Source organism: Rhodoferax sp. GW821-FHT09E07 (assembly GCF_059416145.1).
Genome location: NZ_JBWKOP010000002.1, coordinates 322,558 through 335,150, shown reverse-complemented (window position 1 = coordinate 335,150; position 12,593 = coordinate 322,558). Strand labels below are relative to the sequence as shown.

Below are 12,593 nucleotides of genomic sequence, written 5' to 3'. Positions count from 1 at the left end.
GATGGCCGGCACGCAAGCCACACGCCGCTGGCACCTGCATGCAGGGTTGCTGGCGCTGTGGTTTGCCGTGTCGTTTGGTGCCGTGTTCTTCGCCCGGGATCTGCAGTGGGAGCTGCTGTCCTGGCCCGTAGGCTTCTGGTTTGCGGCCCAGGGTGCCATGCTGGTGTTTATTGCCATCGTGGTGGTTTTCGCCTGGCGCGCCAACCGGCGCGAAACCGAGGCTCCCACGTTTGACCCCGTGGCCTATGGCCGCTACACGCGCACCCTGCACACGCGCTTTGGCGTCTACTTGGCGACTTTGCTGCTGTTGCTGGGGGCGTTGGCCGTCGGCGAGCAGTTCGAGCTGTCCAAGCCGTGGGTAGGCGGCATCTTTCTGACCGCAACTCTACTGATGTATGCCGTGATCGGCGTGGTAGGCCGCACGGCTGATGCCAACGAGTACTACGTGGCCGGGCGCCGCGTGCCCGGCATTTACAACGGCATGGCAACTGCGGCGGACTGGATGAGCGCGGCCTCGTTCATCAGCCTGGCAGGTGGTTTGTATCTGCAGGGATTTTCGGGGACAGGGGGGCAGCCCGGCGGCCTGGCCTATGTACTGGGCTGGACGGGCGGCTTTTGTCTGGTGGCGCTGTTGGTGGCGCCCTATTTGCGGCGCATGAACCTCTACACCGTGCCCGACTACTTTGCGGTGCGTTTCGGTGGCCGCTGGCCGCGCATGCTGGCCGCGTTCGCTGCGGTGTTGTGTTCCTTCACCTATGTGGTGGCGCAGCTGTATGGCGTGGGCCTGATTACCTCGCGCCTGACGGGTGTGAACTTCGAGATCGGCATTTTGCTGGGCCTGGGCGGCGTGCTGGTGTGTTCCTTTCTGGGGGGGATGCGGGCCGTCACCTGGACGCAGGTGACCCAGTACGTGGTCATCATCCTGGCCTTCCTGATTCCCGTGTCCTGGTTGTCGTACAAGCAGACGGGCAATCCGCTGGCACCCTTGGCTTACGGCCAGCAACTGCCAAAAATTGCGGCGCTGGAGCAGCAGATCCTGAACTCTCCTGCCGAGCAGGAGGTGATTGCCATCTATGCCCAGCGGGCTGCAGCGCTGGAGCGAAAGCTGCAGAACGTGGACGAAGCGCTGCAGCAGGACCGGCAGGCGCTGCGCCAGCGCCTGCGTGCCCTGGGCGAAACCAAGGCCGACAACCCGCAGACCCAAGCGCTGCGCCATGAGCTGGCCACATTGCCCAGAGACGCCGCAACAGCGCGTGAGCGCTGGACCAAGGCACGCGCCGACAATCTGGAGCGCGCGCAGCCACTGGGTGGCATGCCCCTGCATTCGCAGCCTTTTGTGGGCAAGCCGGGCGGAGTGGGGGACACACCGCAGGACACCCAGACCTCGCGCCTGAATTTTCTGGCTCTGATGTTCTGCCTCATGGTTGGCACGGCGGGGTTGCCGCACCTGCTCACGCGCTACTACACCACGCCCTCAGTGGCGGAGACGCGGAGCTCCGTGGCGTGGTCGCTAGTGTTCATTGCCCTGCTGTACCTGTCGGCCCCCGCGCTGGCCGTGCTCGTCAAGTACGAGGTCATGGCGCACCTGGTGGGCCAGCCCATGGACGCGTTGCCCGGCTGGATTGCCCAGTGGTCGCGTGACCCCACGCTACTGACGTTGTCGGACGTAAATGGTGACCACATCCTGCAATTTGCCGAACTGCGCGTGGGAGCCGATCTGGTGATGCTGGCCACGCCGGAGATTGGCGGTTTGCCCTATGTGGTGTCGGTGCTGGTGGCCGCTGGCGGGCTTGCCGCAGCCTTGTCCACCGCCGACGGTCTGCTGCTGACCATTGGCAATGCGCTGGCCCACGATGTGTATTTCGAGGGCAGCGGCAACAAGGCCCAGGCCATGCGCCGCGTTATGTGGTCCAAATTTGCGCTGCTGGTGGTGGCGCTGGTGGCGGCCTATGCGGCGGCGCGGCGGCCGGCAGGCATTTTGTACTTGGTGTCGGCCTCGTTTTCACTCGCCGGGGCGGCCTTTGTGCCGGCCATGGTGCTGGGCATTTTCTGGCCCCGTATGACGCGGGCTGGCGCTGTGGGCAGCATGCTGGCCGGTTTAGGCGTCACCGTGTACTACATGGGCGTGAACTTGCCCGGACTGCGCCAGACGTTGGGCCTGACGGGCGATGGCCTGTGGTGGGGCATTCAGCCCGTGTCGGCGGGCGTGTTCGGGGTGCTGGCCGGTTTTGCGGCGGGGGTGGTGCTGAGTTGGGTGACCCGTCCAGAGCCTTTGCCAGACCGGGATTTGGCACCCGAGCTGGGCTGAGCTATAATCGTGGGCTTCGCCTTGCTGCACCCCGTTTTAGACGCCGGGGGCAGCTTTCACTCAGACCGGCATGCAGAGATGCGAATGCCGGGAAATCCTCAAGGAGTATCAATGCGTCATTATGAAATCATCCTCATGATCCACCCGGATCAGAGCGAGCAAGTTCCCGCGATGCTGGAACGTTACAAGGGCATGATCACCGCTGGCGGTGGCAAGGTGCACCGTGTTGAAGACTGGGGCCGTCGTCAGATGGTTTACATGATCAACAAGCTGGCCAAGGCCCACTACCTGTGCGTCAACATCGAAGCCGACCAGGCTGTGATGTCCGAACTGGAACATGCGTTCAAGTTCAACGACGCCGTGTTGCGCCACCTCACCGTGCTGAAGAAAAAAGCCGAAACCGGCCCTTCTTCCATGATGAAGACCGTGGAACGTGAAGACGCGCGCAAGGCCCAACAGGCCGAGTACCAGGCGTAAACACGCATTTGCCTGAAAAGGAGTGCAAGCCAACTCACTGGTTTTAAGCGCCTGTATCGCAGAGGTCGAGTCCATGCGTTACACGCCAGCCGGTTTACCCGCTCTGAATTTGCGGCTCGAACATGAGTCGCAAGTGGAGGAAGCAGGGGGCCAGCGAACCGTGAAGGTGGTGGTGAAGGCGGTGGCTTTCGGCACATTGGCGGAGCGGCTTGCAAAGCAGGCCATCGGCAGTGTCTGGAAGTTCAGTGGTTTTCTCGCCAATGCACGCCAAGGCAAGTCACTCGTGTTTCACATTCAAGATTTTTTGCAAGACTAATTTTTAGGAGTCCATCATGCCCGGACCAAAACGTTTCAACAAAGACAAGCGCCCCAAGCGCAATACGCAATCCCTGCTGTTCAAGCGCAAGCGCTTCTGCCGCTTCACCGTGACCGGTGTGGAAGAGATTGACTACAAAGACATCGACACGCTGCGTGATTTCATTGCTGAAAACGGCAAGATCATTCCCGCACGCCTGACCGGCACTCGCGCTATTTTCCAGCGCCAACTGAACACCGCTATCAAGCGCGCTCGCTTCCTGGCGATGCTGCCTTACAGCGACCAGCACAAGATCTAAGGAGCCCCGACCATGCAAATTATTCTGCTCGACAAGGTCGTGAACCTCGGCAACCTGGGCGAAATCGTCAAGGTCAAAGATGGCTATGCACGCAACTTCCTGATCCCCTCCGGCCGTGCCCGTCGCGCTACTGAATCTGCCAAGGCAGAGTTCGAAGCCAAGCGCGCTGAGCTCGAAAAAGCAGCCGCTGCCAAGCTGGCTGAAAGCCAGGCTTTGGGTGAAAAGCTCGGTGGTACCACCATCAAGCTGACCCAAAAGGCCGGCGTGGATGGCCGTTTGTTTGGTTCCGTGACCAACTACGACATCGCTGAAGAGCTGGTCAAGGGTGGCTACAAGGTTGCCAAGTCCCAGATCCGTATGCCCAATGGCCCTATCAAGGTCGTGAGCGACAGCACCGTGAGCGTGGCTCTGCACACCGATGTGGTGGTAGACATCACCGTGTCCGTGTACGGCGAAACCGCTTAATGGCACTTTGAGGTGCGCCCCGATACGGGGTGCGCCCTTTCGCAAAAGCCGCTGGGGCTGGTCCCTGGCGGCTTTTGTGCTTTGGGGGCGGTTATCCCCTTATTTACACAACTTGCCCACAGCTTGCTCCCAGCCTTGTCCTCCCACGCCCGCGTGTCCGCGACGTAAGATCAAAGGCTTGAAGGAAACCACCAATGTCCGCCGTACTGTCCGCCAGCGAAAACTTCGATACCGACCGCCAAGTTGCCCAACTGCGGGTGCCGCCCAACTCCATCGAGGGCGAATCCAGCGTATTGGGCGGGTTGCTGCTGGACAACGAGGCCTGGGACCGGGTCAGTGACATTCTGGTCGACACCGATTTCTACCGCTATGAGCACCGCCTGATCTATGCCTCCATCGGCGCGCTGATTAACGGCAACAAGCCCGCCGATGTGATCACGGTCTTTGAGCACTTGCAAAGCCAGGGCAAGGCGGAGGAAACGGGCGGACTGGCCTATCTGAATTCGCTAGCCCAGTACGTGCCCAGCGCCAGTAACATCCGCCGCTATGCCGAGATCGTGCGCGACCGCTCCATATTGCGCAAGCTGGTCAGCGCCAGCGACGAGATTGCCACCAACGCCTTCAACCCCAAGGGGCGGCCGGTGTCCGAGATCGTGGACGAGTCCGAGCAGAAGATCTTCAACATCGGTGAAGCCGGCAAGCGCAACAAACAGGGCTTCCAGGCCATGGATTCGCTGGTGGTGAATCTGCTGGACCGTGTGCAGGAAATGGCCGACAACCCCAATGACGTGACGGGGGTGCCCACGGGGTTTATTGACTTCGACCGCATGACGGCCGGCCTGCAGGCTGGGGACCTGATTGTGCTGGCGGCGCGCCCCTCCATGGGCAAGACGGCACTGGCCATCAACATTGCCGAGCATGTGGCCCTCAACGAAGGCCTGCCGGTCGCCATTTTCTCCATGGAAATGGGCGCGGCCCAGCTGGCGGTGCGTATTGTGGGTTCCATCGGTCGTATCGACCAAGGCCATTTGCGCACCGGCAAGCTCACCGACGACGAATGGCCGCGCCTCTCGGAAGCCATCGAGAAACTGCGCACCATTTCACTGCACATTGATGAAAGCGCAGGTCTTAACTCCAGTGAGGTGCGTGCCAATGCGCGCCGCCTGGCACGCCAGTGCGGCCAGCTGGGCCTGATCGTGGTGGATTACTTGCAGCTCATGAGTGGCAGCAGCAGCGATGGTGAAAACCGCGCCACCGAGCTGGGTGAAATCTCCCGGGGCTTGAAGATGCTGGCGCGGGAACTGAAATGCCCGGTGATTGCGCTCTCGCAGCTCAACCGTTCGGTGGAGCAACGCCCTGACAAGCGCCCCATGATGAGTGACTTGCGTGAATCCGGCGCTATCGAGCAGGACGCGGACATCATCATGTTCATCTACCGCGACGAGTACTACACCAAGGACCAATGCAAGGAGCCTGGCGTGGCCGAGGTCATCATTGCAAAGCAGCGTAACGGCCCCACAGGCACGGTGAAGCTGGCGTTCATGAACCGTTTCACCAAGTTCGAGAACCTGGCCTACAGCGGCGGCGGTGGCGACGACTACTGATCAGGATTCCCCATAAAAACGGGGGGTAGAAGCCAAATCGGCTTCTACCCCCCGTCAGCATTGCACCAGCAGCTATTTAATTTATAGCACTTCGCTGGCAAAGTCCGCCAGGCGTGAGCGTTCGCCGCGTGCCAGCGTGATGTGCCCACCGTGCGGCCAGCCCTTGAACTTGTCCACTGCAAAGGTCAGGCCCGAGGATCCTTCAGTGAGGTAGGGCGTGTCGATCTGTGCCAGGTTGCCCATGCAGATGATTTTCGTGCCCGGACCGGCACGGGTGATCAGCGTCTTCATCTGCTTGGGCGTCAGGTTCTGCGCCTCATCGATGATGACGTACTTGTTCAGGAAGGTACGGCCGCGCATGAAGTTCATGCTCTTGATCTTGATGCGGCTGCGGATCAGCTCGTTGGTGGCGGCGCGGCCCCATTCGCCCGCGCTGGTATCGGTCTTGCCCAGCACTTCCAGGTTGTCGTCCAGCGCGCCCATCCATGGGCCCATCTTTTCTTCTTCGGTGCCGGGCAGGAAGCCGATGTCTTCACCTACGCTCACGGTGGCGCGGGTGACGATGATTTCGGTGTATCGGCGGTCATCCAGCACCTGGGTCAGGCCGGCGGCCAGGGCCATCAGCGTTTTCCCAGTGCCGGCCGTGCCGGTCAGCGTGACGAAGTCGACTTCGGGGTCGGTCAGCAGGTTCATGGCGAAGTTCTGCTCGCGGTTGCGCGTGGTCACGCCCCACACTGCATTCTTCAGGTGGTTGAAGTCCTTCAGCGTCTTGAGCACCGCCGTGGTGCCGCGGATCTCGGTCACGCGGGCGTACAGGCTGGGTTCGCCGGGAGACTCGAAGTAGACGAACTGGTTGATCATCATGCTGGGCACCACAGGGCCGTCCACCTTGTAAAAGGTGTGCGGGCCTTGCTGCCAGCTTTCCACACCCTGGCCATGCGTGGCCCAGAAGTCGGAGGGCAGGGCGAGCGCACCGGAGTACAGCAGGTCGCCGTCTTCCAAGGTCTTGTCGTTCTGGTAGTCGTCGGTGGCCAGGCCCAGGGCGCGGGCCTTGACGCGCATGTTGATGTCCTTGGACACCAGCACCACCTCGCGCGGCGCATAGTGCTGGCGCAAGGCCTCCACCACGCCCAGGATCTGGTTGTCCGCCTTGCCCTGGGGCAGGCTTGTAGGCAGGGTGTAGTTCAGCGGCTGGGTCTGGAACATCAGCTTGCCGCCGGCATCCTTGTGGCCCGTGCTGTTGAGCTCAAAACCCGCCGTAATGTCCGCGCCGGGCGCACCCGCCAGCGTGTCCAGCGTGCGGCTGGTCTGGCGGGCGTTGCGCGCCACTTCGGTCATGCCCTTTTTGTGGCCGTCCAGCTCTTCCAGGACGATCATGGGCAGGTAGATGTCGTGTTCCTCAAAGCGGAACAGGCACATGGGGTCGTGCAGCAGCACATTGGTGTCCAGCACAAACAGCTTGCTCGGACCGCTGGGCCCGGTGCGTTTGATGCGGCGCGTGGGCGCCGTGGCTTTGGCGGCCACGGGTGCTGCCACGACCACGGGGGTGCTGACCGGCGTGTGCGTCAGCGCAGAGGTTTGACCCCGTTTGGTGGATTCTTTCGCGGTGGGTTTTTCACTCAATACGGGGGCTGCGCCGGCAAGTGTCTCGACTTGCTGGGCCTTGCGCACAGGGCGGGCTGTGGCACGTGCGGGAGCGTCAAAGTCTTTGGCAGTCAGGCGATCGGCGCGCTTGGACGGGGCGGGAGGCAATGGCATGGAGTGGGCTCGCAGAGAGTGGAATATAAAAAACCGTAGCCGTAAAAACGAAAAAGCCGCCTTGAGCCAAGGCGGCTTTTTGTGGGAGCGCGGTTGCGACGTTCAACGGCATGAATTCATTATGCATGAGTGCCGTGACGCTGTTGCTTTGGTGTGCACCAAAACAACAGGCAGGAAAATCATGCCGCTTTTTTCAGCACTTTCACGGCCTTGAGCACTTCGTCTACATGGCCCGGTACCTTGAGGCCGCGCCATTCTTCTTTCAGCAGGCCATCGGCACCCACCAGGAAGGTGCTGCGCTCAATGCCCTTGACCTTTTTGCCGTACATGATCTTGTTTTTGACCACGCCGAACATGTGGCACATTTTTTCTTCGGTATCGGCGATCAGCTCGAAGGGGAGTTCCAGCTTGGCTTTGAACTCATCGTGTGATTTCATGTTGTCGCGGGACACGCCAAACACTTCGGCGCCGGCTTTCACGAAATCTTTGTATTTGTCCCTGAATTGCATGGCTTCGGTAGTGCAGCCAGGGGTATTGTCCTTGGGATAAAAATACAGCACCATGGTTTTGCCGACATGGGAGGTGTTGGTCACCTTGATGCCGCCGGTAGCGTTGGCTTCAAATTCGGGCAGGGGTTTGTTGACAACGATGGCCATAAGCAGTTTCAGTCTCGGTGTTGCAGCCCGGTAAGCCGGGCTTGTCAGTCGTAGTGAAGGGCGTCAAACGTGACAGCGAATGTCGCCCCAGACCGCAACCCGTGATTTTACTCTGAAAACCTTCCTCCGAACCCTGGAGACGCTAGAGGTATCCCTATAACAGCAGCGCAGCCACCACCTTGCGGCCTTCCCCGGCCAGGAAGTTGAAGGTGCGGCAGGCGGCTTGGGTGTCCATGGTCTCCAGCCCGATGCGCCGGCTGTACAGGGGCGCCAGCCACTGGGGCCGGGGAAACTGGATGCGTGCACCGCTGCCAAACAGCACCAACTCGGGCGCAAGGGCGGCTAATTCTTCAAAGTGGCTCGTGTCCAGCTCTTCGAAGGCGGTGCAACTCCAGGGCCGCACCGGACCATCGCTGCTCACGATGACGCTGGTGGTGTATTGCTGGCCATTGACTGATACCCAGCCCGGGCCGTAACCGGTAATGGACGGGCCTTGCAAGGCATCGGGCAAAAGTTTCATGGGCGGTGTGCGGGTGTTTGGGGTAGGCGCGGGCGGCGGCGAGGCTGCTGCGCAGCGGAACTGTGGTCAAATTATAGGTTTCACCCCATGCTGAAGACCGCCGGAGGGCCTTTGAAAACCATTCAGAAATCTGCCAAGCTTGCCAACGTGCTGTACGACATCCGCGGACCCATCATGGACGCGGCGCGGCAGATGGAGGACGAGGGGCAGAAGATCATCAAACTCAACCTGGGCAACCTGGCGGTGTTCGGTTTTGATGCGCCTGAGGAAATTCAGCAAGACATGATCCGCAACCTGCCCAACTCGGCGGGTTATTCGGACAGCAAGGGCATTTTTGCGGCGCGCAAGGCCGTGATGCACTACACCCAGCAGCAGGGCATCAAGGGCGTGACGCTGGACGACATTTACCTGGGCAATGGCGCCAGCGAACTCATCACCATGGCCACCAACGCCTTGCTCGATGACGGCGACGAGCTGCTGCTGCCCATGCCCGACTACCCGCTGTGGACGGCCGCCACCAGCCTGTCGGGCGGTACGCCGGTGCACTACCTGTGCGATGAAGCCAATGGCTGGATGCCCAGCCTGGACGACATTCGCGCCAAGATCACGCCGCGCACCAAGGGCATTGTGGTCATCAACCCCAACAACCCCACGGGCGTGATGTATTCCGATGAGCTGCTCAAGGGCATCATCACCGTCGCGCGCGAACATGGTTTGGTGATCCTGGCCGACGAGGTCTACGACAAGGTGCTGTACGACGGCATCAAGCACACGGCACTGGGCAGCCTCTCTGAAGATGTGCTGACGCTGACCTTCAACTCCCTGTCCAAGAGCTACCGTTCCTGCGGCTACCGCGCCGGCTGGTTGGTGGTATCGGGCGACAAGAAGAACGCGACCGACTACATCGAGGGCCTGAACATGCTCTCGAACATGAAGCTGTGTTCCAACGTGCCGGGCCAGTGGGCCATCCAGACCGCGCTGGGCGGCTACCAGAGCATCAATGACCTGGTCTGTGAAGGCGGTCGCCTGCGCCGCCAGCGCGACCTGGCCTATGAATTGATCACAGCCATTCCCGGCGTGAGCTGCGTGAAGCCCCAGGCCGCGCTCTACATGTTCCCCAAGCTGGATCCCAAGGTGTACCCCATCGCGGATGACCGCCAATTCTTCCTGGAGCTGCTGCGCGAGACCCGCGTGATGCTGGTGCAGGGCACGGGGTTCAACTGGCAACAGCCGGACCATTTCCGCATTGTGTTTTTGCCGCACGAGGACGATCTGCGAGAAGCCATTGGCCGCATCGCCAAGTTCCTGGAGCAGTACCGTGTCCGCAACGCCGGCTGACTCACTCTGATTTTGATAGCTGCTCGCGTAGCGTTGACGCGGGCTAGAAGCCTTTTTACCTGAAGAAATTATGAAACCGATACAAGTGGGCGTGATGGGCCTGGGCACCGTGGGCAGCGGTGTGTTCAATGTCCTGCAGCGCAACCAGGAAGAAATCAAGGGCCGCGCCGGCCGTGGCATCGAAGTAACCATGGTGTCGCGCCGCAACACCGCGCTGGCGCAAGAAATCGTGGGCGGCAAGGCCCAGGTGGTGGCCGATGCGCGCGACATCATCCGCAACCCCGACATCGACATCGTGGTGGAGCTCATTGGTGGCTACACGCTGGCCAAAGAACTGGTGCTCGAAGCCATTGCCGCGGGCAAGCATGTGGTCACCGCCAACAAGGCGCTGCTGGCCGTGCATGGCACCGAAATTTTTGCGGCCGCATCTGCCAAGGGCGTGATGGTGGCGTTTGAAGCCGCCGTGGCCGGTGGCATTCCCATCATCAAGGCGCTGCGCGAAGGCCTGACGGCCAACCGCGTGCAGTGGATCGCCGGCATCATCAACGGCACCACCAACTTCATCTTGAGTGAAATGCGCGACAAGGGCCTGGACTTTGACGTGGTGCTGAAAGAAGCGCAACGCCTGGGCTACGCCGAAGCCGACCCCACCTTCGATATCGAAGGTGTGGACGCTGCGCACAAGTTGACCCTAATGTCGGCCATCGCCTTCGGGATTCCCGTGCAGTTCGACAAGGCGCATGTGGAAGGCATCACCAAGCTCGCATCGGCCGACATCAAGTACGCCGAACAACTGGGCTACCGCATCAAGCTGCTGGGCATCACCAAGCGCATGGCCAATGGCATCGAGCTGCGCGTGCACCCCACGCTGATCCCGGCCAAGCGCCTGATCGCCAATGTGGAAGGCGCCATGAACGCCGTGGTCGTCAACGGTGACGCCGTGGGCACCACGCTGTACTACGGCAAGGGCGCGGGCTCCGAGCCCACGGGCAGCGCCGTGATTGCCGATCTGGTGGACATTACCCGCCTGCACACCGCTGACGAAGCCCAGCGCGTGCCGCATCTGGCCTTCCAGCCCGGTGCCATGAACAACACGCCCATCCTGCCCATGGGCGAGGTGGTGACCAGCTACTACCTGCGCCTGCGCGTGGCGGACGAAGCCGGCGTGTTGGCCAAGGTCACCGGCATCCTGGCCGAAGCCAACATCAGCATCGACGCGGTGCTGCAGCGTGAAGCCGACGAGATCAGCGGCGAAGCCGGCACACAGACCGACGTCATCATCCTCACGCACGACTGTGCCGAGGCCAAGATGGACGCGGCCATCGCCCAGATGCAGGCCCTGCCCACGGTGCTGGCGCCCATCACCCGTATCCGCAAAGAGGAGCTGAACTGATGCGTTACCTCAGCACACGCGGCAACCCTGACCGCAAACGCTTTTGCGAAATCCTGCTCGAAGGCCTGGCGCCCGATGGCGGCCTGTACCTGCCCGAGGCCTACCCGCAGGTGAGCGACGCCATGCTGCAGCAATGGCGCACCGTCTACCACCAGCAAGGCTACGCAGCCTTGGCGTTCGAGATCCTGTCGCTCTACATCGACGACATTCCCGCCGCCGACCTGCGCGCCTTGTGCGCCAAGACCTACACCGCCGAGGTGTTTGGCACGGGCGAGATCGTGCCCTTGCGCCATCTGGAAGACGGTGTGTGGATCGAAGCCCTGTCCAACGGCCCCACGCTGGCCTTCAAGGACATGGCCATGCAGCTGCTGGGCAACCTGTTCGAATACGAACTGGGCCGCCGTGGCGAAGAGCTCAACATCCTGGGTGCCACCAGTGGCGACACCGGCAGCGCGGCCGAATACGCCATGCGTGGCAAAAAAGGCGTGCGCGTCTTCATGACCAGCCCGCACGGCCGCATGAGCCCTTTCCAGCAGGCGCAGATGTTCAGCCTGCAGGACGCCAATATCCACAACATCGCCATCAACGGCGTGTTCGACGACTGCCAGGACATCGTCAAGGCCGTCTCCAACGACCTGGAATTCAAGCGCAAATACAAGATTGGCACCGTCAACTCCATCAACTGGGCACGTTTGCTGGCCCAGGTGGTGTACTACTTTGCCGGGTATATCCAGGCCACGGACGCCAACAGCCAGAAGGTCAGCTTCGCGGTGCCATCCGGCAACTTTGGCAACGTCTGCGCGGGCCACGTGGCGCGCCAGATGGGCCTGCCCATCGCCAAGCTGGTGGTCGCGACCAACGAGAACGATGTGCTCGACGAGTTCTTCCGCACCGGCGTGTACCGCGTGCGCGGTACGGCCGACACCCACGAGACCTCCAGCCCGTCCATGGACATTTCCAAGGCCAGCAACTTCGAGCGCTTTGTGTTCGATCTGCTGGGCCGCGATGGCGCACGCACCAAGGCGTTGTTCGGCGAAGGCCTGTCCAAGACCGGCCAGTTTGACCTGAGTGCCGACCCCGTGTTCGCCCAGGCTGCCAGCCGCTATGGCTTTGTCAGCGGCAAGAGCGTCCATGCAGATCGCCTGCAAACGATCAAGGACACCTGGAGCCGCCACGGCATGGTCATCGACACCCACACGGCGGACGGCCTGAAGGTGGCGCTGGAGCGCCGCGAGGCGGGTGTGCCCATGGTGGTGCTGGAAACGGCGCTGCCCATCAAGTTCGCCGCCACTATCGTCGAAGCCCTGGGCCGCGAGCCCGAGCGGCCCGCCAAGTTCAACGGCATCGAAGCCTTGCCCAAGCGCGTGAAGGTGATGGATGCTGATTTGGCCGCCATCCAGGCCTTGATTGCCGCCGAGTGCGGATATTGATAAAACAGAAAAATGACTGTTAGCCCCCGT

At 61.5% G+C, this 12,593-nt stretch carries 12 protein-coding genes; 9 read left to right on the top strand and 3 right to left on the bottom strand.

Translation table 11 applies throughout. From position 1 onward, the window contains the following. The first annotated feature begins 1 nt into the window (after window position 1). From AC07OE_RS04775 to dnaB, 6 genes are all read left to right on the top strand, one after another. Entirely contained in the window at window positions 2-2,308 is a 2,307-nt protein-coding gene (locus AC07OE_RS04775) for a VC_2705 family sodium/solute symporter (RefSeq protein WP_495069419.1), read from the top strand. Window positions 2,309-2,419: 111 nt separating this feature from the next. Then, a complete protein-coding gene (gene rpsF, locus AC07OE_RS04770; RefSeq protein ID WP_029708817.1) occupies window positions 2,420-2,785 on the top strand; it encodes a 30S ribosomal protein S6 in 366 nt (121 codons plus the stop codon). A 22-nt stretch (window positions 2,786-2,807) separates the two neighbouring features. After that, window positions 2,808-3,101 carry a primosomal replication protein N gene (gene priB / locus AC07OE_RS04765; protein ID WP_477891286.1) on the top strand — a complete coding sequence of 98 codons (294 nt, stop codon included), beginning with the start codon at window positions 2,808-2,810 and terminating at the stop codon, window positions 3,099-3,101. Between the two features lie 16 nt (window positions 3,102-3,117). Further along, a complete protein-coding gene (rpsR, locus tag AC07OE_RS04760) occupies window positions 3,118-3,399 on the top strand; it encodes a 30S ribosomal protein S18 (RefSeq protein ID WP_029708819.1) in 282 nt (93 codons plus the stop codon). 12 nt (window positions 3,400-3,411) lie between these two features. Continuing rightward, the gene (gene rplI / locus AC07OE_RS04755; protein WP_495069418.1) at window positions 3,412-3,864 is read left to right on the top strand and encodes a 50S ribosomal protein L9; all 453 of its coding nucleotides are present in this window, start codon (window positions 3,412-3,414) and stop codon (window positions 3,862-3,864) included. Window positions 3,865-4,058: 194 nt separating this feature from the next. Continuing rightward, window positions 4,059-5,468: a replicative DNA helicase gene (dnaB, locus tag AC07OE_RS04750; RefSeq protein ID WP_495069417.1), complete on the top strand. Its 1,410-nt coding sequence runs from the start codon at window positions 4,059-4,061 to the stop codon at window positions 5,466-5,468. A gap of 81 nt (window positions 5,469-5,549) precedes the next feature. On the opposite strand, the gene AC07OE_RS04745 is transcribed toward dnaB, so the two are convergent. From AC07OE_RS04745 to AC07OE_RS04735, 3 genes are all read right to left on the bottom strand, one after another. Continuing rightward, window positions 5,550-7,226, bottom strand: a complete 1,677-nt coding sequence (locus AC07OE_RS04745) for a PhoH family protein (RefSeq protein ID WP_495069416.1) — start codon at window positions 7,224-7,226, stop codon at window positions 5,550-5,552. Window positions 7,227-7,405: 179 nt separating this feature from the next. After that, on the bottom strand, window positions 7,406-7,882 hold the full coding sequence (locus tag AC07OE_RS04740) for a peroxiredoxin (RefSeq protein ID WP_495069415.1): 477 nt from the start codon (window positions 7,880-7,882) through the stop codon (window positions 7,406-7,408). Between the two features lie 154 nt (window positions 7,883-8,036). After that, window positions 8,037-8,402 (bottom strand): Mth938-like domain-containing protein, encoded by a 366-nt coding sequence (locus AC07OE_RS04735; protein ID WP_495069414.1) that lies wholly within the window; start codon window positions 8,400-8,402, stop codon window positions 8,037-8,039. Between the two features lie 111 nt (window positions 8,403-8,513). Between AC07OE_RS04735 and AC07OE_RS04730 the strand changes: the two genes are divergently transcribed. The 3 genes from AC07OE_RS04730 to thrC all read left to right on the top strand — a co-directional run bounded on the left by AC07OE_RS04730 (window position 8,514) and on the right by thrC (window position 12,563). Then, on the top strand, window positions 8,514-9,740 hold the full coding sequence (locus AC07OE_RS04730; RefSeq protein ID WP_495069605.1) for a pyridoxal phosphate-dependent aminotransferase: 1,227 nt from the start codon (window positions 8,514-8,516) through the stop codon (window positions 9,738-9,740). A 70-nt stretch (window positions 9,741-9,810) separates the two neighbouring features. Then, entirely contained in the window at window positions 9,811-11,133 is a 1,323-nt protein-coding gene (locus AC07OE_RS04725) for a homoserine dehydrogenase (protein ID WP_495069413.1), read from the top strand. After that, entirely contained in the window at window positions 11,133-12,563 is a 1,431-nt protein-coding gene (gene thrC, locus AC07OE_RS04720; RefSeq protein WP_495069412.1) for a threonine synthase, read from the top strand. Before AC07OE_RS04725 ends, thrC begins: the two co-directional genes overlap by 1 nt. The last annotated feature ends 30 nt before the right edge of the window (window positions 12,564-12,593 follow it).